18 protein-coding genes are annotated in these 22,081 nt (G+C 70.9%); 10 read left to right on the forward strand and 8 right to left on the reverse strand.

What is annotated here, in order from left to right; all coding sequences use genetic code 11:
• Positions 1–291 precede the first annotated feature (291 nt).
• The 5 genes from K6U06_RS11895 to K6U06_RS11915 form a co-directional block, all read right to left on the reverse strand.
• On the reverse strand, positions 292–1,053 hold the full coding sequence (locus K6U06_RS11895) for a succinate dehydrogenase/fumarate reductase iron-sulfur subunit (RefSeq protein WP_410051036.1): 762 nt from the start codon (positions 1,051–1,053) through the stop codon (positions 292–294).
• Positions 1,054–1,109: 56 nt separating this feature from the next.
• Entirely contained in the window at positions 1,110–3,110 is a 2,001-nt protein-coding gene (locus tag K6U06_RS11900; RefSeq protein ID WP_262322154.1) for a fumarate reductase/succinate dehydrogenase flavoprotein subunit, read from the reverse strand.
• Positions 3,111–3,195: 85 nt separating this feature from the next.
• Positions 3,196–3,891: a succinate dehydrogenase cytochrome b subunit gene (locus tag K6U06_RS11905; protein WP_262322155.1), complete on the reverse strand. Its 696-nt coding sequence runs from the start codon at positions 3,889–3,891 to the stop codon at positions 3,196–3,198.
• A 97-nt stretch (positions 3,892–3,988) separates the two neighbouring features.
• Positions 3,989–6,139 (reverse strand): glycoside hydrolase family 2 protein, encoded by a 2,151-nt coding sequence (locus K6U06_RS11910; RefSeq protein ID WP_262322156.1) that lies wholly within the window; start codon positions 6,137–6,139, stop codon positions 3,989–3,991.
• Positions 6,140–6,191: 52 nt separating this feature from the next.
• Positions 6,192–7,688, reverse strand: a complete 1,497-nt coding sequence (locus tag K6U06_RS11915) for a sigma-70 family RNA polymerase sigma factor (RefSeq protein ID WP_262322157.1) — start codon at positions 7,686–7,688, stop codon at positions 6,192–6,194.
• Positions 7,689–7,881: 193 nt separating this feature from the next.
• Between K6U06_RS11915 and K6U06_RS11920 the strand changes: the two genes are divergently transcribed.
• Positions 7,882–9,282: a sigma 54-interacting transcriptional regulator gene (locus K6U06_RS11920; RefSeq protein ID WP_262322158.1), complete on the forward strand. Its 1,401-nt coding sequence runs from the start codon at positions 7,882–7,884 to the stop codon at positions 9,280–9,282.
• A gap of 6 nt (positions 9,283–9,288) precedes the next feature.
• Here the strand turns inward: K6U06_RS11920 and K6U06_RS11925 are convergent, their stop codons facing one another.
• A complete protein-coding gene (locus K6U06_RS11925; RefSeq protein ID WP_262322159.1) occupies positions 9,289–10,077 on the reverse strand; it encodes an Fpg/Nei family DNA glycosylase in 789 nt (262 codons plus the stop codon).
• A 110-nt stretch (positions 10,078–10,187) separates the two neighbouring features.
• On the opposite strand from K6U06_RS11925, the gene K6U06_RS11930 reads away from it, so the two are divergent.
• From K6U06_RS11930 to K6U06_RS11945, 4 genes are all read left to right on the forward strand, one after another.
• Positions 10,188–12,209 carry a VWA domain-containing protein gene (locus tag K6U06_RS11930; RefSeq protein WP_262322160.1) on the forward strand — a complete coding sequence of 674 codons (2,022 nt, stop codon included), beginning with the start codon at positions 10,188–10,190 and terminating at the stop codon, positions 12,207–12,209.
• A gap of 48 nt (positions 12,210–12,257) precedes the next feature.
• Positions 12,258–13,022 (forward strand): potassium channel family protein, encoded by a 765-nt coding sequence (locus K6U06_RS11935; protein WP_262322161.1) that lies wholly within the window; start codon positions 12,258–12,260, stop codon positions 13,020–13,022.
• Positions 13,019–13,696, forward strand: a complete 678-nt coding sequence (locus K6U06_RS11940) for a potassium channel family protein (RefSeq protein ID WP_262322162.1) — start codon at positions 13,019–13,021, stop codon at positions 13,694–13,696. The genes K6U06_RS11935 and K6U06_RS11940 overlap by 4 nt, the downstream gene beginning before the upstream one ends.
• Positions 13,697–14,098: 402 nt before the next feature.
• A complete protein-coding gene (locus tag K6U06_RS11945) occupies positions 14,099–14,386 on the forward strand; it encodes a WhiB family transcriptional regulator (protein ID WP_262322163.1) in 288 nt (95 codons plus the stop codon).
• Positions 14,387–14,487: 101 nt separating this feature from the next.
• Here K6U06_RS11945 and K6U06_RS11950 read toward each other — a convergent pair whose 3' ends face one another.
• On the reverse strand, positions 14,488–15,315 hold the full coding sequence (locus K6U06_RS11950; RefSeq protein ID WP_262322164.1) for a hypothetical protein: 828 nt from the start codon (positions 15,313–15,315) through the stop codon (positions 14,488–14,490).
• 93 nt (positions 15,316–15,408) lie between these two features.
• On the opposite strand from K6U06_RS11950, the gene K6U06_RS11955 reads away from it, so the two are divergent.
• Positions 15,409–15,705, forward strand: coding sequence for a twin-arginine translocase TatA/TatE family subunit (locus tag K6U06_RS11955; protein ID WP_262322165.1), 297 nt, complete (start codon positions 15,409–15,411; stop codon positions 15,703–15,705).
• Positions 15,706–15,931: 226 nt separating this feature from the next.
• Here the strand turns inward: K6U06_RS11955 and K6U06_RS11960 are convergent, their stop codons facing one another.
• Positions 15,932–16,192, reverse strand: coding sequence for a WhiB family transcriptional regulator (locus K6U06_RS11960; protein WP_262322166.1), 261 nt, complete (start codon positions 16,190–16,192; stop codon positions 15,932–15,934).
• A gap of 418 nt (positions 16,193–16,610) precedes the next feature.
• Between K6U06_RS11960 and leuA the strand changes: the two genes are divergently transcribed.
• The 4 genes from leuA (at position 16,611) to K6U06_RS11980 (ending at position 22,068) form a co-directional block, all read left to right on the forward strand.
• Positions 16,611–18,263 (forward strand): 2-isopropylmalate synthase, encoded by a 1,653-nt coding sequence (gene leuA / locus K6U06_RS11965; RefSeq protein ID WP_410051037.1) that lies wholly within the window; start codon positions 16,611–16,613, stop codon positions 18,261–18,263.
• Between the two features lie 11 nt (positions 18,264–18,274).
• Complete coding sequence (locus tag K6U06_RS11970; protein WP_262322168.1) at positions 18,275–18,580, forward strand: hypothetical protein; 306 nt, start codon at positions 18,275–18,277, stop codon at positions 18,578–18,580.
• 369 nt (positions 18,581–18,949) lie between these two features.
• The gene (ppk1, locus tag K6U06_RS11975; RefSeq protein WP_262322169.1) at positions 18,950–21,253 is read left to right on the forward strand and encodes a polyphosphate kinase 1; all 2,304 of its coding nucleotides are present in this window, start codon (positions 18,950–18,952) and stop codon (positions 21,251–21,253) included.
• A 65-nt stretch (positions 21,254–21,318) separates the two neighbouring features.
• Positions 21,319–22,068, forward strand: coding sequence for an NUDIX domain-containing protein (locus tag K6U06_RS11980; RefSeq protein WP_262322289.1), 750 nt, complete (start codon positions 21,319–21,321; stop codon positions 22,066–22,068).
• The last annotated feature ends 13 nt before the right edge of the window (positions 22,069–22,081 follow it).

Here is a 22,081-nt window from a genome sequence, read left to right on the forward strand (position 1 = left end):
GACAGTGCATCTGTAGCCCGAACGGCCGACGGGGGCCGGCGCCGGTGATCGGCGTGCTTCGGGGCCACGCCGCCCCCGACCCCCGCTTCGAGCGCCACTTCTCCACGGCGCTTCGTGGTCAACTGGCTCTCGAAGCGGTCGGCCGAGCCTCCGGCGCTCACGATCCCGCCGCCACCCCGCCCACCCCGCCCCCGCCGCCACCCCGCCCCCGCCGTCACCCCGCCCCCGCCGACGTCCGGACGCGGCGGAGGGCGCCCCGAGGGCGCCCTCCGCAACAACCCAAACCGCCGGCTACTGGCCTGGCCGCCGCCGGCGGCGCCGGGTGGCCCGCAGCAGGTCGCGGTTCATCCGGGCGATCGACTCCATCGGGATCTCCTTCGGGCACGACGCAGAGCACTCGCCGATGTTGGTGCAGGTGCCGAAGCCGAGCTCGTCTTGCTTGGCCACCATCGACATCACCCGGGCGTCGCGCTCGGCCTGGCCCTGGGGGAGCGACCCCAGGTGGGTGATCTTGGCCGAGGTGAACAGCATCGCCGAGGCGTTCGGGCAGGCGGCCACGCACGCCCCGCAGCCGATGCAGTTGGCGGCCTCGAACGCCTGGTCGGCGTCGGGCTTGGGGACCGGCAGGTTGTTGGCCTCCGGCGCGGTGCCGGTCGGGGCGGTGATGTAGCCGCCGGCCTGGATGATCTTGTCGAACGCGCTGCGGTCGACGATCAGGTCCCGGATCACCGGGAACGGCTCTGCCCGCCACGGTTCGACGAACACCGTCTCGCCGTCTTTGAAGTGGCGCATGTGCAGCTGGCAGGTGGTGGTGGCCTGTTCCGGGCCGTGGGCCCGGCCGTTGATCATCATCCCGCACGACCCGCAGATGCCCTCGCGGCAGTCGTGGTCGAAGGCGATCGGGTCGCCGCCGGTCTTGATCAGCCGCTCGTTGACCACATCGAGCATCTCGAGGAACGACATGTCCGTGGCGATGTCGGGGGCGTCGATGGTCTCGATCCTGCCGGCGTCTCTGCCCGAGCCTTGGCGCCACACCTTGAGGGTGATGTGGATCGTCCCCTCGCTCTGGGGCTCGGATCCCGGTTTGGCGAGCGGGTTCTCGATGACAGTCACTTGTAGCTCCGCTGGGTCAGGTGGACGTACTCGAACTCGAGCGGCTCCTTGTGGAGCACCGGCTCGGGGATCGGGCCGGTGCGCACCGGCTCCAGGGTGTCGTTGGGGCCGCCCCACTCCCACGCCGCGGAGTAGGCGAAGCGGTCGTCGTCGCGCAGAGCCTCGCCTTCGGGGGTCTGGCTCTCCTCCCGGAAGTGACCGCCGCAGCTCTCCTCTCGGTGCAGTGCGTCGGTGGCGAGCAGCTCGGCCATCTCGAGGAAGTCCGACACCCGGCCGGCCTTCTCCAGCGACTGGTTGAGGCTGGCGCCGTCACCGGGGACGTTGACGTTCTCCCAGAAGTCGGCCCGGATGGCCGGCAGGCCGTCCAGCAGCTTGTGCAGGCCATTGTCGTTGCGGGCCATCCCGCAGTACTCCCACACCATGAGACCCATCTGGCGGTGGAACTCGTCGACGGTCTTGGTGCCCTTCTTGGCCAGCAGCTCCTCGGTCCTTGTGGCCACGTCCGACTCGCACACCTTGAACTGCGGGTGTTCGGTGGTCACCGGCTCCAGCTTCTCGGTGGCCAGGTAGTTCGGCAGCGTGTAAGGGAGGATGAAGTAGCCGTCGGCGAGGCCCTGCATCAGCGCGGACGCGCCCAACCGGTTGGCGCCTTGATCGGAGAAGTTGGCTTCGCCGATGACGAACAGGCCGGGGATGTTGCTCATCAGGTTGTAGTCGACCCACAAGCCGCCCATCGTGTAGTGGATGGCCGGGTAGACCCGCATCGGAACCTTGTAGGGGTTCTCGTCGGTGATGCGCTGGTACATGTCGAAGAGGTTGCCGTAGCGCTCCTTGATAACCGGGAGCCCCAGGCGCTTGATGGCGTCGGCGAAGTCCAGGTACACCGCCCGCCCGGTCTTGCCCACGCCGCGGCCCTCGTCGCAGACCTCCTTGGCGTTGCGGGACGCGACGTCGCGGGGGACCAGGTTGCCGAAGCTCGGATACTTGCGCTCGAGGAAGTAGTCCCGCTCGTCCTCGGGGATGGTGTCGGGGCTGCGCGGGTCGCCGGACTGCTTGGGGACCCACACCCGCCCGTCGTTTCGCAGCGACTCGCTCATGAGGGTGAGCTTGGACTGGTGGTCGCCCGATACCGGGATGCAGGTCGGGTGGATCTGGGTGAAGCAAGGGTTGGCGAACCAGGCGCCGCGGCGATGCGCCCGCCACGTGGCGGTGGTGTTGCACCCCTTGGCGTTGGTCGACAGGTAGAACACGTTGCCGTAGCCGCCGCTGGCGAGGACCACCGCGTCGGCCACGTGCGAGCGGACCTCGCCGGTCACCAGGTTGCGTACCACGACCCCGCGGGCGTGACCGTCGATGACGACCAGGTCGAGCATCTCGTGGCGGGGGTACATGTCGACGTTGCCGAGCCCGATCTGGCGCGACAGGGCCTGGTAGGCGCCGAGCAGCAGCTGCTGGCCGGTCTGGCCCCGGGCGTAGAAGGTCCGAGACACCTGCGCCCCGCCGAAGGACCGGTTGTCGAGCAGGCCGCCGTACTCCCGGGCGAAGGGCACGCCCTGGGCGACGCACTGGTCGATGATGTTCACCGACACCTGCGCCAGGCGGTACACGTTGGACTCGCGGGAGCGGTAGTCGCCGCCCTTGACGGTGTCGTAGAACAGCCGGTAGACGCTGTCGCCGTCGTTCTTGTAGTTCTTGGCGGCGTTGATGCCGCCTTGCGCCGCGATGGAGTGAGCCCGCCGCGGCGAGTCCTGGTAGCAAAACGAGCTCACGTGGTAGCCCGCCTCGGCCAGGGTGGCGGCCGCCGACGCGCCGGCCAGGCCGGTGCCGACCACGATGATCTTGTACCGGCGCCGGTTGGCCGGGTTGACCAGCTTCATCTCGAACTTGTGCTGATCCCACCGGTCGGCGATCGGGCCGTCGGGGACGGGGATGCTGATCGGGTCGCCCTCCTTCCACCGGGTGGAGGGGTTGAGAGGTGCCTCGGGCGCCATGGTCATCGGCGGATACCTCCGGAGGTGAGGGAAGCGGTCGGGAAAGGAGCCGGGTGGACGCCGGCCGGTGTCGAATGCGACGGACGCGCCACTAAGAGATTGCCCCCGCTGCGACGCCTATCGGAATGGAAATGAAGCCGAGGAAGATGAACACCGAGGCGCCGGTCGCCCACACCCGGATGACCCGGTCCCAGCGCCGGTTGTTGAGCCCGAGGGTCTGGAACACGCTCCAGAAGCCGTGGTACACGTGCATGGCCAGGGCGAAGAGGGCCACCGCGTAGATGACCACCATCCACCACTCGCCGAACGCGCCGACCACGTTGTGGTACGGATCGGCCTTGTCGAAGCTGTAGCCGGGGTGGATCCACCCCCAGGTGAACATCATCAGGTGGAAGATGATGAACGCGGCCAGGGTCAGGCCGCCCCAGCGCATCGTCAACGCGGCCGGGTCGGCCTGGACGTGGTCGGTGTACTCGTAGCGCGACACCCGCGCCGCCCGGCTGCGCAGGCCGAGGGTGATGGCGAAGTAGACGTGCACCGCGAACGCGGCGATGAGCAGGATCCGGATGATCCACAGCACCCAGGTGTTCGGGAACGGCGGCGACAGCATCCGGCGCAGGAAATGGGCGTAGCTGTCGAACTCCGGCCGGTTGAGCCACACCTTCAAGTTGCCGAGCATGTGGGCGGTGACCCACAGCAGGATGAAGGCGCCACTTCCGGCCATCAAGACCTTGCGGCCGATCGTCGTCGTGTACAGCGACGGGCGCGCTGTCATCGTTGTGGTCATCGCATCTCCTTCACCGCGCCGAGCGGGGCGCGGGGCCATGGGCACTGGTCTCCCGGCACATTAAGTGCGGGGGGCGCGATCATCCCAACTCGCCCGGTCACCGAGGGGCGATGACGGCGGTGTAACGGTTGTCCGCCGACCCGCCGTCCCACTCCAGGCGCAGGTCGAGGCTGACCGGGCCGGGGGTCTTCGGCAGCTGCGCTTCGAGGCGCCCGACGCGCACGCAGCTGTCGGGGCCGACCTCCCCACCGAAGCGCCATGTCCGGCCGCCGCCGGGCCACTCCAGGCGGGCGGTGACGGACGCGCCTGGGAGGGCGCTGCGCCGGTCGCTGACCACGTGGACGGCCAGCCGGAGCTTCTCGCCGGGCTGGTAGGCGTCGCGGGGCCTGTCGGCGACGACGATCACCGGGGCGCACGCCGCGGCCAGGGCCGCGAACCCGGCCTTCGGGCTGCGGCGATGGTCGAGCACTGACCACGACACGCCGGGCTGGGCATCCGCGAGGAGGAACTGGCAGAACCCGCCGGCGGGCCGGTACTTAAGCCGGCGCAGGTGCTCGACGTGGAAGCGGATCACCTCCGCCTGGTAGGCCTGGGTCGCGGCCCGCCAGCCGTCGAAGTCGGGGTAGGCCGCCGGGGGCACCCGCCGGTCGAAGATGGCCTTCTGCAGGCCGTGGTGGCGGACGAGGTGGTCCCAGTCCAAGTCGGGCCAGGACGTGGTGTCCAGCCACTCGTCGCTGTCGGGCACCGCCTGCGCGCCGAACTCCCCGACGAAGCGGGCCAGGACCGGGAGGCGGGCCAAAACGGCGGGGAGGTTGCGGACGTCGCCTTGGTACCAGCCGTGGTACAGGTGGGTGTCGGTGCCCCCTGCCGGGTGGGGGAGGACACCGGAGTGGGCGATCACCGGCCGGGACGCGTCGGCCTTCTCCAGCGCCCGGCGCACCGAGCGGTCCAACGCGGTCTTGTTCCAGCTGGGCAGGGCCTGCCCGACGGCGAAGCGGGCCATCTGACGGCCGCTGAGCGCCCCGTCGGGGGCCAGGTCCAGCGCCAGCGGTTCGTTGTGCCCGCACCACACCATGATCGAAGGGTGGTGGCCGAGCAGGGAGACCGCCTCCCTGGCCTGGCGGACCGCCTGCCGGCGGACGTTGGCGTACCCCCACTGCAACGGCAGGTCCTGCCACAGCAACAAGCCGGCGCGGTCGGCGGCGTCGTAGAGCTCGGGGCGCCCGATGTGGCCGTGGACCCGCAGGAGGTCCAGCCCGGCTTCCACCGCCAAGCCGATGTCCCCGGCGATCCGGTTGGCCGGGGCCTCGGCCAGCTCCCGGCGGGTCGGTCCGTAGTTGGCGCCCTTGAGGAACAGCCGCTCGCCGTTGACGGTGGCCACGAAGTTGCGCATCCGGACCTGCCGCAGGCCGGTGCGGACGCTCACGCTGTGGCTGGGCTCCCCGCCTTCGGCCGCGCTCTCCGCCCCGCCGTCGAGGCTCACCGCCACCTCGACGTCGTAGAGGGGCTGCCCTCCCATGGCGTGAGGCCACCACAACTTGGGCCGCTCGAGCGCCACCCGCCAGCGGGCCCGGTTGGGGCCGGCAGCCACCGCCTCGTCGGCGACGCGGCGGGCCGCCTCTTCGCCGCGGTCGTCGCGCACGACGGTGGTGAGGGTCACCGACGCGGCCTCGGCCGCGTCGAGCTCGACCTCGATGTCGAGCGCGGCGCGCTCCTCGCTGGCTTCCCGGCACAGGACCCTGAGCCCGGCGATGCGCACCGGGCCGGTCTCCTCGACGTGGACCGCGGCCCAGATGCCGCCCGGGTTCCACGACGGGTCGATGCAGTCCCAGTGCTGGAACACCCCGGTGAGGTTGCGCTTGGCGGTGCGGTCGTCTTGGGGTGAGCAGGCCACCTCCACCGCCAGGGTGTGCTCCGCCCGGTCCCGCAACGCCTCGGTCACCTCGAAGGTGTGAGCGAAGAAGTACCCCTCCGTGTCGCCCAGGTAGCTCCCGTCGAGCCAGACGTCGCCTTGGTAGAAGACGCCGTCGAAGCGCAGCCACGCCCGGCGCCCTTGCGGGGGTGCCGGCGCCTCGAACCGACGTCGGTAGAACAGCGGCCCGTCGCTGCCGCAAAACGCCGGCACCGAACGCCAGTGCCCGGGCACGGGCAGCTCCGCCCAGCCGCTGTCGTCGAGATCAGTGTCGGGGAAGGTGCGCCGGCCGAGATCGTCTGCGGGCGCGGCCCGCCAGCTTCCTCCGAGGTCCATCTCGGCTGAAGGCTACAGCGCCGCCGCCCCGAGCCCTCGTGGGCTCAGGCCGCTACAGGCCGCCGAGCAGGCCGTTCAGGGTGTTGTTGAGCGTCGAGGTGAGCGACGGGGCCGTCGTCGGGGTGGTCGTCGAGGACGGCGTCGCGGTGGTCGACGACGGCAAGACGGTGCCGGGCGCGGTCCCGGCGGGACAGCTGACAGGCACCGCGATGCCGAGGAGGTTGATCTCGGTGCAGGTCCCGACGCTGACCGAGGCCACCGGGGTGGTGGTACCGGGAAGCTGGATCAAGTTGACCGACGTGGTCGACCCACCCGAAGGCGCCGTGGTCTGGGTGACCGACCCGACCGGGCCCAGGCTCAGGACGGTGGTCGGCGTCGTCGACGGTGCCGGGGGGACGGTGGTGGTCGGCGCGGACGGCGCGGTGGTGGTCGGCGTGGTGGGCGCCGCCGGGGTGGACGGGGAGGAGGGTGTCGTCGGGCCGGAGACGCCACCGCCACCGCTGGTCGGGACCGTCGGGGCGGTAGGAGTGGACCCGCCGGCGCCGTAGGCCACGGTGCTGGCGCTCGGGGTGGTGCCGTCGAGCCCGTAGGCCGCCGACGCCAGGAAGTTGCTGATCGGGCTGTCGATCAGGCCGCCGTACCCGCCGCTTGGGGTGTACCCGCTCGCCGACCCGCCGCTGGTGGTCGTAACACCGGGGTTGCTGCCCGGCACGGTACCCGTCGCGTGCAGGGCGCTGCTGGTGAGGATGCCGGTGTGCTGGCCGAGCACGCCGAGGCCGATCAGCCCGATGGCCAGCACCCCGGCGGTGGCGATGCTGAGCGGCCGGGCCGCCCGCTCGCTCATCCACGCCCCGGCCGGAAGCCACCGTCCGGCCGGGTCGGTGGCGACGCCTTTGTGCCAGCGCGCCGCAGCCGTTTCCTCCAGCGAGGCCGGCATGGCGGCCGCGAGGGGACGGAGCACCGCGTCGAGGTGGGCGGGGGGCTCCATCGCGGTCTGCTCGAAACGCCCGAGCAGGCCGCGCCGGCCCCGGGCGGTCAGCTGGGACGCGACCGCCGCGGAAACCCCGAGGACCGGCGCCACCGCCTCGGGCTCGAGGCCTTCGACCTCCCGCAGCCACACCGCGGCCCGCCACCGCTCCGGGAGGCTGCGGAACGCGGCCGTGGCTAGCGCGGCCTCGGCCGTCTCCTCCCCGCGGCGCAAGTGCTCGGCGGTTGCCTGCAGGTCGCGCTGGGCCTGCTCCGGGCGCCGGGCCAGGTCGAGCGCAGAGCGGTACGTGGCGGCGAGCAGGAGGGGGCGCAGCGCGTCGGACGCGCTGGTCTGGCGGCGGCGCACCGAGCGCAGCACCCGCACGAAGCCCTCTCCGACCGCGGACGCCGCGGCGTCGCGGTCAGGTGTCACCGCCTGAGCGAGGCGCCACATGCTCTGCCCGTGGCGGTGGAACAGCTCCGCGAAGGCGTGTGCATCGTTGCGTGCCGCGGCGCGCGCCAGGTCGGCCTCGGTCCCCAGAGGGGAGCTGAGCGAGCCTGCAGGAACAGCGACCGACTGCATCACGACCTCGTATCGGCAGAGGGGTACGGATGGGCGATTGGCTAGTACGACCCATTGTGTCGCTTCTCCTGCCTGGCGGGAGAAGGTGCCCCACAGATTTTTTTCAGGTACCTGGGCAAACCGGACATTCGCGCTCCAACCCGACCCGGGGCGGGGTGTCCCACTACGGCTCCCGACGCCCTACCGTGAACCCATGAGCTCCCGTCCCGCCACCCTCGGCCAGCTGCGTGAATCCGGCTGGACCTCGGTCCCGGTCAAGGAGGAGGTTCGGCGCAACGCCGCCGCGCGCATCGCCGCCGGTGAGCCGGTGGTCGCCGGCGTCCTCGGCTACGAGGACACGGTCCTTCCCCAAGTCGAGCACGCGCTGCTCGCCGGCCACGACATCATCTTCCTCGGGGAGCGGGGTCAGGCCAAGACCCGGATGATCCGCAGCCTGACCGGCCTGCTCGACGAGTGGCTGCCGATCGTGGCCGGCTCGGAGATCCTCGACGACCCCTACCATCCGGTGTCGCGCCACGCCCGCGACCTGATCGCCGACAAGGGCGAGGACACCCCGATCGACTGGGTGCATCGCGACGACCGCTTCGGCGAGAAGCTGGCCACGCCCGACACGTCCATCGCCGACTTGATCGGCGAGGTCGACCCGATCAAGGTCGCCGAGGGTCGTTACCTCTCCGACGAGCTGACCATGCACTACGGCCTGGTGCCGCGCACCAACCGGGGCATCTTCGCCATCAACGAGCTGCCCGACCTGGCCGAGCGGATCCAAGTCGGCCTGCTCAACGTGCTTGAGGAGCGCGACGTCCAGGTCCGCGGCTACAAGCTGCGCCTGCCCCTCGACGTGATGCTGGTGGCGTCGGCCAACCCCGAGGACTACACCAACCGGGGGCGGATCATCACGCCGCTCAAGGACCGCTTCGGGGCGCAGATCCGCACCCACTACCCGCTCGACGTCGAGACCGAGATCGCGGTCATCAATCAGGAGGCCACCCCTCTCGACAACCTGGGCGTGCGCATCGACATGCCGCCGTACATGGCCGAGATCGTGGCCACGCTGTCGCACCTGGCCCGCCAGAGCTCCCAGATCAACCAGCGCTCCGGCGTGTCGGTCCGCCTCAGCGTCGCCAACTACGAGACGCTGATGGCGTCCGCGGCCCGCAGGGCGCTGCGTCTCGGCGAGTCGGAGGCGGTGCCGCGCATCTCCGACCTGGACTCCCTGGCTGCGTCCACCGCCGGCAAGGTGGAGATCGAGACCATCGACGAGGGCCGCGACGGCCAGGTCGTGGAACGGTTGATCAAAGGCGCGGTGCTGTCGGTGTTCAAAGAGCGCGTCCCGATGGAGCGCCTCCGCGACGCGGTCGGTGCGTTCGACGAGGGCGTGGTCATCCACGCCGGCGACGACGTCGCGTCGGCCCGCTTCGTGGAGGCCCTGGTCGGGGTGCCCAGCCTCCGCCAGGCGGTGGCCGACCTGGCCGGCAGCGAGTCGCCGGCCGCGGTCGCAGCCGCCGCCGAGTTCATCCTCGAGGGCCTGCACCTCTCCAAGCGGCTCAACAAGGACTCGGCGGGGTCCCGGGCGACGTACCGGTCCCGCTAGCCGGCCTCAGCCCTCCGCCCAGGGCGGCTGGCAGCGCTCGCACGCGTAGGCCCACCGCCCCGACAGATCCCAGCGGCGGATCCCGGTCCCGCACCGGGCGCAGCTGTCCTGCTTGTAGACGTAGCGGGTCCGTCCGTCGCGCACCGACGCGTCGTCGGGGTCGACGGTGACGATCCTGCGCTCCTCGACCCCGGCGCGCAGCCACCGCACCAGCGTCGCCCAAAGCGGGTCCCACTCCGCGGCGCCCAAGGTGTTGGCCGGGCGGGACGGGTGGATCCCGTGCACGAACAGCGACTCGGCGCGATAGACGTTGCCGACCCCGGCGACCACCGACTGGTCCATCACCGCGACGCCGATCGGCCCCCGCCGGCGGGCCAGCTTCGCCACGACCCGGCCGCCGTCCGCGTCGGTGCGGATCGGGTCCGGGCCGAGGCGGGCGACGATCGCTTCGCGCTCTGGCGGCTCGAGCAGCTCGCACGCGGTCGGGCCGGTCAGGTCGAAGCCGGCGTCGGGGCCGGTGAGGCGGACCCGGACCTGGTGGTGGGTTTCGGGGGCGGGCGGCGCGAACGGCCAGAACTTGCCGTACAGGCCGAGATGGACGTGGAGGATCCGCTCGCCGGCGAAATGGTAGAAGAGGTGCTTGCCCCACGCCTCGATCGCCTCGAGGACGGTCCCGTCGAGGAGGGCCGCGCCTTTCGCGAAACGCCCCTGCGGCGAGGTGACCCCGAGGGCGTGACCCTGGAAGGCCTGAGTGTGGTCCCGGGCTATGCGGTGGATGGTGTGGCCTTCGGGCACGACGGTGATGCTGGCCCACCACGCCCCGTTGCGCCACCCGGGCGACCTTTCCCCACCTCTTTGGCGCCGCTCGTCGCTGAAAGCGCCGCGGCGGGGCGTAGCGTGAGACCATGCCTCGCTTCTCGTACTCGCGCTGGGACGGCACCCAGGTCGGCTTCGACTTCGGTGCCGACGACGTCTTCGAGGAGCTGACCGACGAGCTGCTGCAGCACGGCGACGTCAACCAGGCGTTGCGCCGGCTGCTGCAGCGGGGGTTCACCGACCGCAACAACGAGCGCATCGCCGGCATGCGCGAGCTGCTGGAGCGGCTACGCGAGCGGCGCCAGGAGCTGCTCGACACCCACGACCTGGGCGGCGCCTACGAGGACATCGCCCGGCGGTTGCGGGAGGTCGTCGACGAGGAGCGGGCCGGCATCGACCAGCTCGAGCAGGCGGCGCGCGACTCGGGCGACCAGCGCCGCCAGGAGGTGGCGTCGCAGGCCGCGATGGAGCGGCGCATGCACCTCGACCTGCTGCCCCCCGACCTGGCCGGGCAGGTCCGGTCGCTTCAGGAGTACGACTGGACCAACTCGCAGGCCCAGCAGCACTTCGAGGAGCTCATGGACGAGCTGCGCAAGGAGATGCTCCAGAGCCAGTTCAACCAGATGTCGGAGGCCATGTCCGACGTGTCGCCCGAGGCGATGCAGCGCACCAAGGACATGTTCAACGACCTAAACGCCATGCTCGAGGCCAGGGAGGCCGGGCGCGACACCGACCGGATGTTCGCGGAGTTCATGGACAGCTACGGCGACATGTTCCCCGGCGAGCCGCAGACCCTCGACGAGCTGCTGGAGCAGATGGCCCAGCAGATGGCGGCCATGTCGCAGATGCTGGCGTCGATGTCGCCCGAGCAGCGGGCCCAGCTGCAGGCTCTGTCCGACGCGTTGATGGAGGATATGGACCTGCGCTGGCAGGTCGACCGCCTGGGCGCCAACCTGCGCAACGCCTTCCCGCAGATGGGCTGGGACCGAGGCCGCGGCTTCCAAGGGCAGGACCCTCTCGGCTTCTCGCAGGCCGCGTCGATGATGAACGAGCTGGGCGACCTCGACGCGCTGGAGAACCTCCTGTCGCAGGCCGCCAACCCGGGCGCGCTGGCCGACGTCGACATCGACCGGGCCCGCCAGCTCCTCGGGCCCGACGCGGCCCGCTCGCTGGAGCAGCTGGCCCGGATGACCAAGCAGCTGACCGAGGCCGGCCTGATCGACCAGCGGGAAGGCCGCTTGGAGCTCACCCCCCGCGGTCTGCGCCAGATCGGGCGCAACGCGCTGGCGGACCTGTTCTCCCGGCTGGTCAAGGACCGCATGGGCCGCCACAGCGTCGAGCGGATCGGCATCGGTCACGAGCGGACCTACGAGACCAAGCCCTACGAGTGGGGCGACCCGTTCAACCTGTCGATCGAGCGGACCGTCCGCAACGCGGTCGGCCGCTCGGGCAGCGGGACCCCGGTCCGGCTGCAACCAGACGACTTCGAGGTGGAGCGCACCGAGACCCTGACGCGGACCTCGACTGTGCTGCTGGTCGACCTGTCGCTGTCGATGCCCATGCGAGACAACTTCCTGGCCGCCAAGAAGACCGCCATGGCGCTCCACTCGCTGATCACCACCCAGTACCCCCGGGACTACCTGGGCCTGATCGGCTTCGGGGAGCTGGCCCGGGAGCTGCGGCCCCAGGACCTGCCGGAGGTGTCGTGGGACTACACCTACGGGACCAACATGCAGCACGCGCTGGTGCTGGCCCGCCGGCTGCTGGCTCGCCAGACCGGCACCAAGCAGGTGATCATGATCACCGACGGGGAGCCGACCGCGCACCTGCTGGAGGACGGCTCGCCGTTCTTCTCGTACCCGCCGGCGCCCGAGACGGTGCAGCTGACCCTCGAAGAGGTGGTCCGCTGCACCAAGGAGCGGATCACCATCAACACGTTCATGCTCGACGCCACCGGCTACCTGCGGGCGTTCGTGGAGAAGATGACCCAGCTCAACCGGGGCCGGGCGTTCTTCACCACCCCCGAGACACTCGGCGACTACGTGCTGGTCGACTTCCTCGACCAGAAGCGCACGCAGCGAGGCGGCGGGGCACGGCGCCGCAGCGCTTGAGCGCCGGGGCCACCGGGCCGAGCGCGGAAATGCTGTAAAGATGCCCGCATGCACGTGATCGTTGTCGGATGTGGGCGCGTCGGCTCGGAGCTCGCCGACCGTCTCGTGCGCGACGGGCATTCGACGGTGATCATCGACAAGCGCACCGAGTCGTTCCGCCGGCTGCCCGAGGAGTGGGGCGGGCGGGCGATCGCCGGCACCGGGATAGACCGCGACGTCCTGATCGAAGCGGGAGTGAAGCACGCCGGTGCCCTCGCCGCGGTCACCAGCGGCGACAACACCAACATCTTGGTGGCCCGCATCGCCCGCGAGAACTTCGAGGTGGCCAGGGTGGTGGCCCGCATCTACGACCCCCGCCGGGCGGTGATCTACCAGCGCCTCGGGATCCCTACCGTGGCCACCGTGAGCTGGACCGTCGATCAAGTCGCCCGCCGGCTGCTGCCGGAGGAGACGGCCAGCGCCTGGACCGACCCGAGCGGCGAGGTCAGCCTGGTCGAGCGGATGCTGCCCGACGAGTTCGCCGGCCGTCCCCTCGAGGAGCTGGCCGAGGACGACGACTTCCGCCCGGTGCTCGTCACCCGGGCCGGCGAGGCCCGCCTGGCCACCGCCTCGACGCTCGGGCAGGAGGGCGACGTGGTGCTGTTCGCGGTGCGGTCGAAGGCGTTCACCCGCTTCGAGGGCCGCCTCGTCGGCTCCGAATCCGGCGCCGGCGCGTCCAGCCACGCGGTGGGCGGCGCCCCGGCCACCGATTTCGGTGCCGCCCCACCCGAGGGACGCCAGGGTGTCGGCAGCGGCCGCGGAGGCGAGTCGTGAAGGTCGCCATCGCCGGCGCCGGCAACGTCGGCACCTCCATCGCCAACGACCTGTGCGCCAGCGGCCACGACGTCATGATCATCGAGTCCGACCAGGCCCTCCTCGACCGGCTCGGGCACACCCTCAGCTGCCGGTTGCTCCTCGGCGACGCCTGCGAGGTCTCCACCCTCAAGCGGGCCGGGCTGGCGGAGGTCGACGTGGTGGTGGCCGCCACCGGCGACGACGAGGACAACCTGGTCGTGTCGCTTTTGGCCAAGCAGGAGTTCGCGGTGCCCCGGGTCATCGCCCGGGTCAACCACCCGAAGAACCGGTGGCTGTTCAACGAGACCTGGGGGGTGGACGTGTCGGTCTCGACGCCGCACCTCATGACCGCCCTGGTCGAAGAGGCGGTGTCGGTGGGCACACTGGTGCGGCTCATGCAGTTCGCGGAGGGCACCGCCCGCCTGGTCGAGGTCACCCTCGCCGAGGGGTCGCCAGCCGCCGGCCAGACCATCGCGGAGCTGGGCGTCCCCCGCGACGCGTCGATCGTGGCCATCGTCCGGGACCGCCGCGTCGTCGTCCCTCGCGGTGACACCACCATCGAGCCCGGCGACGAAGTCATCGCCCTGGTAAACGAGGAATCCGAGGACGCGGTGCGGGCGATCCTGGTCGGACGGCCAGCAGGCGACAGCTAAACGCCGGCGGGGCTGAGCCGACCGGCCCCCTGGCGCCGGGCGCTGGGCCCGACCGGCCGGTAGCAGGCGTTTGGGCGGGTTGTGGTGGCCGGTTCGCCGTTTGGGGCACGAAATTGACGCCCCCAGCGGCGTGAAGAGCTGTTCGCTGGTTCGCGTCCCACCGCGGCTGGAAGGCGGGGGAGTCAGCGCCCGGCGGCGCCAGGTGCCAGAGCTGACGCGGCGGCCGCGCTCGCTTGTTTCGGGCGCAGCCATGGATGGCCCACGACGCACCGTTAGCAGGTCCAGCAGGAAAAATCGCGGATTCGCCTTGCGCTGGAGGGGGGCGCGGGTACAAGATCACATCGGTGTAGTTACATCGGTGCGTACGAAACTCGGACGACTCAAGAGTGAGGGGAGTCACCGGTGAGCCAACTGATCGACTTGTTGTTACAGCCCAATGAGCTGGCCTGGCAGCGGCAGGCCAACTGCATGGGCGTGGACCCCGACCTGTTCTTCCCGGAGCGGGGAGCATCGACCCGGGAGGCCAAAGAGGTCTGCCGGGGGTGCGTGGTCCAGGAGGACTGCTTGGAGTACGCCCTGGCCAACAGTGAGAAGTTCGGCATTTGGGGCGGCCTGAGTGAGCGGGAGCGCCGCCGGATCCGCCGTCGGCGGGCCCTGGAGCGTCGCTCCGCGGGCGACGCCGCGTCGTAGACGGCCCAGCTGCCGGCGTTTCCTGTCGCCGGCGTTGTCGTCCAGATCACCCGATCTGAGGTGTGCGGGCCACCGCATCCGTGGCCGCGGCGCCCTCCAGGTCATCCACCGCTTCCCCCATCGAGGCCCGCCTGTTCCAGGCGGGCCTCGATTGTTCTGCCCGGGTCGAGGTCCAGCTCGGCCCACCGGTGGGCCGGTTCGGCGGCGAGGACTGCAGCGGGGAGCAGCCCGACCAGCTCGGCGCGGGCCACACCCGCCCGGCTGGCCACCGCGTCGAAGACCGCGCCGGGTCCCACCCTCCAAGGATCGATGAGGTTGCACGACACCTGCACCGCGTCGCCGACGCGCAGGCCGAGGCAGCGCAGCTGACCGCCGCGCAACGATCGGGCGATGGCCTGCGCGGTGGGCAGGTCCGGCTCGGCCAGCCACAGGTTGTAGGCGACCAGCGCGCCGCGTGCGCCGACGGCCATGGCGCCGGCGGTCGGGTGGGGGCGCGGCGGACCGACGTCGGGCATGGCTTCCCGCCAGGCGTGGCGGCGGACCTCGGGGAGGCTCCGACCGCCCGGCCCGTAGAGGAACGACGGGACGCCGAGGGAGTCCGCCGCCCACCGGGCGAAGCGGTCGCGCTCTGCGAGGGACACCGCGAGGGGGCCCTCGGCTAGAGGCCGGCCGACGAGTGTGACCCAGGGCACGACGTCGACCACGCCGATGCGGGGGTGGGCCCCTTGGTGGGCGGTGATGTCGAGGAGCGAGACCGCTCGAGCAGTCAGCCCCCGGGCGCCGGCTTCGGTCTGCGGGCCTCCGAGGGTGAACACGGAGCGGTGGTGATCGCCGTCGCTGTGCAAGTCGAGCAGCGCCGGGCCGGTGGCGGCGGCCAGGTCAGCCAGGATCCCCCGGTCCCGACCCTCGCTGACGTTGATCACCGCCATCAGCACCCGGTGGCCGTCGCCGCTCAGCGAGGCCGCCGATGTATCCGTGGCGCGCCCATGCGGCTGGGCCGTCGGGGGAGTACCGTGATCGGTATGGTCCTAGCGAATATCTTCGGCCCCGATCTGGGGATCGTGGCTGTCGTCATCATCGCCATTTTGCTCTTCGGGAGCCAGGCTCCCAAGATCGCTCGCAACATGGGCCTCGCCGGCCGGGAGTTCCGCAAGGCCCAGGAGGAGGCGGAGCGCGACGCCGCGTCCAAGGCCGCCGCCGCCCCGCCCGCGGTCCCGCAGGCCACCGCGGACGACAAGGTGACCCTCAGCCGCAGCGAGCTCGACGCCCTGCTCGCCGAGCGTGAGGCCCGAGCCAAGCGCGAGGCCAGCTCCTCCTGACGCCGGGCAGCCGCGGCAGCTAGCGGCGCGGCAGGCCACATACGCCAGCAGGCAGAGAAGCCGAGCTGGCAGCAGAGACACGAGCAAGGCCCCGCACCCCGAAGCGGGGCCTTGACGCGCGAGGTCGGGACCTTCACTCGGGAGGTCGGGGCCCCGATCGCCCCGCCGCCCGATGAGCGGACTCGCCCTCAGGTCAGCGGTGATCGGGGGGGCTCGAGGGGGAAGCTCAGTCGACCTCGGCGGTGATGCGCCCACCGCGGCGGCGACGGGCGATGCGGCGCCGCTCCCGCTCGGAGGCGCCGCCCCACACGCCGTGCTCGATGCGGTTGTAGAGGGCGTACTCGAGGCAGGGCTCCTTGACCGGGCAGTCAGCGCAGATCCGGCGCGCCAGCTCGACGCCGACCCCGTCGCTCGGGAAGAACGTCTCGGGCGGCAGCTCACGACACTTGCCGTCGGTCATCCAGTCGGTTTCCATCACAACCTCCATAGAACTCATCTAGTAATACGCCCCGACGTGGCCGAACGTTGACGTCTTCACCAGATTCTCAGCAGGACTTCAGGGGGGATGTCCTGCCACTGGTCGTCTGCGTCGTCCCCGCAATCTCGGACAACGCGCCACGCCCGTAGGGCGAAAAAAGTTAATGCCAGAGTAACCCACGGGGGTCGCCTTGACAACCCTCGGTCCCTGCTGGATGATATAAGGCCTATGGCTCGACTGATCGGCCTCCTTCTTCTCGTGTAGGCGAGCGCCCCACATCGGTGCTCGCCGAAACCTCCTGCGCCCCCGGGCCAGGAGGTTTTTTCGTTCCCGGATTGCTTCCCGTTTCAACCACCCCCGATACCCCCCGCCGTACGTTCCTGAAAGGTGCCCCGTGGCTGCATACCGCTACCCCACCCCCTGCGAGATGCCCTACCAGCGGTACCGGCCATACGTCCCCCTCGAGCTGCCCGATCGGACCTGGCCGGACCGGAAGCTGACCGCCGCGCCGCAGTGGTGCAGCGTCGACCTGCGCGACGGCAACCAGGCGCTGATCGACCCGATGGACCCGCCGCGGAAGCTGAAGATGTTCGAGGCTCTCGTCGGGATGGGCTTTAGCGAGATCGAGGTCGGCTTCCCCGCCGCGTCGCAGACCGACTTCGACTTCATCCGCCAGATCATCGAGGAGGACCGGATCCCCGAAGGGGTGGCCATCCAGGTGCTGGTCCAGTGCCGTCCCGAGCTGATCGAGCGGACCTACGAGGCTATCGCCGGCGCCCGGCACGCCATCGTGCACTTCTACAACTCGACGTCCACCCTGCAGCGGCGGGTGGTGTTCGGGATGGACAAAGGCGGCATCACCGACATCGCCACCAGCGCGGCGCGCCTGGTGAAGAAGATGGAGTCGTCGGTCCCGGGAACCCTCGTCACCTACGAGTACTCGCCGGAGAGCTTCACCGGGACCGAACCGGACTACGCGGTGGAGGTCTGCCAGGCGGTCATGGAGGTCATCGAGCCCAGCCCGGAGCGCAAGATGATCATCAACTTGCCCAACACCGTCGAGATGTACGGACCCAACCTGTACGCCGACGTGGTCGAGTGGTTCGGGCGCAGCATCCCCGCCAGGGACTCCATCGTGCTCAGCCTCCACCCCCACAACGACCGCGGCACCGCGGTGGCGGCCGCCGAGCTGGCCCAGCTGGCCGGGGCGGACCGGGTGGAGGGGACCCTGTTTGGCAACGGGGAGCGCACCGGCAACGTCGACGTGGTCACCCTCGCCCTCAACTTGATGACTCAAGGCGTCGACCCGAAGCTCGACCTGCACGACATCGACGCGCTGCGCCGGGTGGCCGAGTACTGCAACCGCCTGCCGGTGCACCCCCGCCACCCCTACGCCGGCGACCTGGTCTACACCGCGTTCTCCGGATCCCACCAAGACGCCATCAAGAAGGGCATGTCGGCGCTGCCCGACGACTACGAGCAGTGGGAAGTGCCGTACCTGCCGATCGACCCGAAGCACGTGGGCCGGACCTACGAGGCGATCATCCGGGTCAACAGCCAGAGCGGCAAGGGCGGCGTCGCCTACCTGATGGACACCGAGCACGGGTTGGATCTGCCCCGCAAGCTGCAGATCGAGTTCTCGAAGGCGGTCCAGGCCGTCACCGAGAAGTCCGGCACCGAGATCCATCCCGGCGAGCTGTGGGACGTGTTCGCCGGGACCTACCTGCCCGACGACGCCGGCATCCGGCTGGTGTCCTCCGAGGTCAGCAGCGGAGAAATGGGGACGAGGGTGGCCGCCCAGGTCCTCGTCGACGGCAAGCACGAGACGCTGGTGGGGGACGGCAACGGGCCGATCGACGCGCTGGTCAACGCCATCCGGGCCGGGCTCGGCATCGACGTCGAGCTGCGCGACTACTCCCAGCACGCCCTGACGGCGGGCAGCGAGGCATCGGCCGCGGCCTACGTCGAGGTCGGCGGAGCCGACGGTCACAGCGTGTGGGGGGTCGGGATGGACACCAGCACCCTCGACGCCTCCCTCGCCGCGGTGGTCGCCGCAGCCAGCCGGCTGCGGGACAAGTAGGCTGCCCGACCATGTCACAGCAGGTGAACCCGTCGTTCCAGGGGGCTTCGGAGCAGGCGCCGCCCCGGGGCCACATCCGGGTCGTCTACCTGGGCCCGGTCGCCCCTCACTGGAGGGTCGACTCCGATTTCGGTGACCGGGCCGTGATCGACGAGTTCCGCCAGCGGGCCCAGGCCCGCCTCCTGCTCCTTCCCCCGCATGACCCGCAGTTCCGGCGCAACCGGGAGCGGGTGGCGCGCGACGCAGAGCGGGAGAACCTGGTGCTGGAGTGGGACCTCGGCCTTCCCGACGAGGACGACCAGACCCCGAGAGCCTGAGCAGCGGCGGTGGCGGAGGCCCGTCCCCGCTGGTGGCAGCGGCTGTTCCGGCGTCCCGACGTCACCGCCTCGGCGCCGGCCGCCGCGAAGTCCCCGGCACCCGGCCCGGTCGCCGCTGACCGGCCGGCACCCGACCTGGTCGCCGCCGACTCGCCGGCACCCGACCGGTCAGCGTCCGCTTCGCCGGCCCCTGACCCGCCGGCTTCCCCGCCCGGTGCGTCGGGGGACGCTTCGGCGTCCCCGCTCGGCGGGCCAGCCGGAGACGGCCCGGTTTCGGTCCCCCCGCTGGCCGGCCCCCCGCCCGAGGACCGCCCGCCGTCCACCCCGCCCGTGAACGCCCGCGGGGCCGGCCCCGTTAGCCTCGAGGGGATGCACACTCCCACCCTCGGCGAGGACCCGTCGGCATCCGCGGCCCGCCTCGGGGTCGGGGTGGGAGTCGAGTTGGAGCCGGCCGCGGTGCTCGCCGACGACGAGCACCGCTACATCAACCGCGAACTCTCAACTCTCGACTTCAACTCGAGGGTTTTGGCGCTGGCTGAACGGCAGGGCGACCCGCTGCTCGAGCGGGCCAAGTTCGCGGCGATCTTCTCCTCCAACATGGACGAGTTCTTCCAGGTGCGGGTGGCCGGCCTCAAGGACCAGTTGGCGGCCGGCATCGGCGGGACCGCCCCCGACGGGCTGTCGGTGTCCGACCAGCTGAGGGCCATCAGAGGCGAGTCCATGGCGCTGTTCGAGCGGCGCCGGCGGGTCCTCCTCGAAGATCTGATGCCCGCGCTGAGCGAAGCGTCGATCGTGCTCACCGACTTCGACGCCCTTGACGGGCGCGACCGGGCCTGGGCCCGGCGGGTGTTCACCGAGCGGATCTTCCCGGTCCTCACCCCGCTAGCGGTGGACCCCGGTCACCCTTTCCCCTACATCTCCAACCTCTCGCTCAACCTCGCCGTGATCGTCAGGGACCCGGTGCGAGGCGACCGCCGCTTCGCCCGGCTCAAGGTCCCCGAGATGCTCCCCGGGCTGGTCGGCCTGCCGGACGGACAGCGGTTCGTGCCCCTCGAACAGGTCATCGCCGCCCATCTCGGTGCCCTTTTCCCGGGGATGGAGATCGAAAGCCACCACGTGTTCAGGGTCACCCGCAACGCGGACTTGACCCTCGAGGACGAGGAGGCCGACGACCTCCTCGAGGCGGTCGAGATGGAGCTGCGCCGGCGCCGCTTCGGGCGCGCCGTGCGCCTCGAGGTCGACGCTCACATCACCGACGAGGTGCGCGAGCTGCTGACCCGCGAGCTGGACCTCACCGCCGAAGACGTCTACGACATCCACGGACCGCTCAACGTCGCCGGCTTGTGGGTGCTCCACGGGCTCGACCGCCCGGAACTCAAAGACGAGCCGTTCGCCCCGATCACCCCTCCGGAGCTGGCCGGCGTCGACGACGAGCCGGCCGACGTCTTCGCGGTGATCCGCTCCGGGGACATCCTCGTCCAGCATCCCTACGACAGTTTCGCCAGCTCGGTCGAGACCTTCATCGCCGAGGCGGCGCACGACCCCGACGTGCTGGCCATCAAGCAGACGCTCTACCGCACGTCCGGGGACAGCCCGATCGTGCAGTCGCTCATCCGGGCCGCGGAGCGCGGCAAGCAGGTGGCGGCGCTAGTGGAGCTCAAAGCCCGCGGCGACGAGGCGGCCAACATCGGATGGGCCAAAGCACTGGAGCGGGCCGGCGTCCACGTCGTCTACGGCCTCGTCGGGCTGAAGACCCACTCGAAGACCGCGCTCGTGGTCCGCCGCGAGGGGGACGGGATCCGCCGCTACTGCCACATCGGCACCGGCAACTACAACTCGACGACCGCCCGCCTTTACGAGGACTTGGGCGTCCTCACCGCCAACCCGGACCTGGGCGCCGACCTCACCGACTTGTTCAACTTCTTGACCGGCTACAGCCGGCGGGTGGACTACCGGCGGCTGCTGGTCGCCCCGGCCAACCTGCGCACGAGCATCCTCGAGCTGATCGCCCGGGAACGTGAGCTGGGGCCGGCGGGGCGCATCGTCTGGAAGCTCAACAACCTGGTCGACACCCACATCATCGACGCGCTCTACGAGGCGTCCGCGGCGGGGGTCCAGATCGACCTGATCACCCGGGCGATCTGCTGTTTGCGGCCCGGTGTCGCCGGCCTGTCCGACAACATTCGGGTCCGCAGCCTGGTCGGGCGCTGGCTCGAGCACTCTCGGGTCTACTACTTCGGGGGTGGCGCCGTCGCCCCCGGCGCAGCCAACGGGCAGGCCGGAGCCAACGGCCACCGCCCCGGGGCGGACGGCCACCCGAACGGTGACTCCCCGGTGCGGACCGATCACGGGTGGCGCACCCCCCGGGTGCTGCCCGACGACGGCGAGTGGTACCTAGGGTCCGCGGACATGATGGAGCGCAACTTGGATCGCCGGGTGGAAGCAGTGGTCCAGATCGACCCGCCGGATCTGCAGTCCCGGTTGCGGGAGATCATCGAGGTGGAACTCCTCGACGACGTGCTGTCGTGGACCCTCGGCCCGGACGGGACGTGGAGCAAGGTGCCGGTGACCGTCGGCTTCAACGCCCAGGACCACTTCGCGCATCTCGCCACCGAGCGGGCCCGTCGCCGCCGCGACCCTGACAGCGTCCCGGTCCCCGACCGCCACTCGTGACCCCGCCCGAACCCCCTCCGCTCGGCGGTCCCGACGCCGGCTTGCTGCGAGCGTCGGGAGGAGTGGTGTGGCGGCGCAGCCCGGCAGGCGAGGTCGAGGTGGTGCTGGTGCACCGCCCCCGCTACGACGACTGGAGCCTCCCGAAAGGCAAGGTCGACGACGGCGAGTCCGACGAGGACGCCGCCGTCCGGGAGGTCGAGGAAGAGGCCAGCGTACGGTGCCGTCTCGGTGCCGAGCTGGTGTCGGTGTCCTACACCGACCGGACCCGGCGACCCAAGACGGTCCGGTACTGGGCGATGACCGTCGAGTCGGGCACGGTGGCCGGCGCCAACGAGATCGACGCCGCGGAGTGGGTTGCCCTCGACGTGGTCCGGGAGAAGATGAGCTATCCCCGCGACCACCCGGTGATCGACGCGTTCGAGCGGGTGATGGGCCCGACCCTCGCCCTCTCCGCCGCTCACCTCGACCACGTCGTGCTGCTCGTCGCGGACGTGGAGCGGTCACTGGCGTGGTACAGCGGGGTCCTCGGGCTGCGCGGCGTGCGGGTGGAGGAGTGGCGCCGGGGCGACGCGCCGTTCCCGTCGGTGCGCGTCTCGCCATCCACGATCATCGACCTCTTCGCCGGCGAGCCGACCGGCGCCAACCTGGACCACTTGTGCGTCACGGTGGACCCCGTCGACCTGGCCGCGGTGGCCGCCGGCGGCGCGTTCGAGGTGCTCGACGGGCCCGGACCCCGTTTCGGGGCCCGAGGGCAGGGCACCTCGCTGTACGTACGCGACCCCGACGGCAACACCGTCGAGCTACGCCACTACTGACCGCCGCGGGTTC

The sequence above is a fragment of the Acidiferrimicrobium sp. IK genome (assembly GCF_025499425.1).
Classification (GTDB): domain Bacteria; phylum Actinomycetota; class Acidimicrobiia; order Acidimicrobiales; family Palsa-688; genus Acidiferrimicrobium.

What these genes read in the sequence shown, in the direction of transcription:
- K6U06_RS11900 (WP_262322154.1), bottom strand. Translation starts at nt 3,110, where the DNA reads ATGACCATGGCGCCCGAGGCACCTCTCAACCCCTCCACCCGGTGGAAG.
- K6U06_RS11905 (WP_262322155.1), bottom strand. Translation starts at nt 3,891, where the DNA reads ATGACCACAACGATGACAGCGCGCCCGTCGCTGTACACGACGACGATC.
- K6U06_RS11910 (WP_262322156.1), bottom strand. Translation starts at nt 6,139, where the DNA reads ATGGACCTCGGAGGAAGCTGGCGGGCCGCGCCCGCAGACGATCTCGGC.
- K6U06_RS11915 (WP_262322157.1), bottom strand. Translation starts at nt 7,688, where the DNA reads ATGCAGTCGGTCGCTGTTCCTGCAGGCTCGCTCAGCTCCCCTCTGGGG.
- K6U06_RS11920 (WP_262322158.1), top strand. Translation starts at nt 7,882, where the DNA reads ATGAGCTCCCGTCCCGCCACCCTCGGCCAGCTGCGTGAATCCGGCTGG.
- K6U06_RS11930 (WP_262322160.1), top strand. Translation starts at nt 10,188, where the DNA reads ATGCCTCGCTTCTCGTACTCGCGCTGGGACGGCACCCAGGTCGGCTTC.
- K6U06_RS11935 (WP_262322161.1), top strand. Translation starts at nt 12,258, where the DNA reads ATGCACGTGATCGTTGTCGGATGTGGGCGCGTCGGCTCGGAGCTCGCC.
- K6U06_RS11950 (WP_262322164.1), bottom strand. Translation starts at nt 15,315, where the DNA reads ATGGCGGTGATCAACGTCAGCGAGGGTCGGGACCGGGGGATCCTGGCT.
- K6U06_RS11955 (WP_262322165.1), top strand. Translation starts at nt 15,409, where the DNA reads ATGGTCCTAGCGAATATCTTCGGCCCCGATCTGGGGATCGTGGCTGTC.
- K6U06_RS11960 (WP_262322166.1), bottom strand. Translation starts at nt 16,192, where the DNA reads ATGGAGGTTGTGATGGAAACCGACTGGATGACCGACGGCAAGTGTCGT.
- leuA (WP_410051037.1), top strand. Translation starts at nt 16,611, where the DNA reads ATGCCCTACCAGCGGTACCGGCCATACGTCCCCCTCGAGCTGCCCGAT.
- K6U06_RS11970 (WP_262322168.1), top strand. Translation starts at nt 18,275, where the DNA reads ATGTCACAGCAGGTGAACCCGTCGTTCCAGGGGGCTTCGGAGCAGGCG.
- ppk1 (WP_262322169.1), top strand. Translation starts at nt 18,950, where the DNA reads ATGCACACTCCCACCCTCGGCGAGGACCCGTCGGCATCCGCGGCCCGC.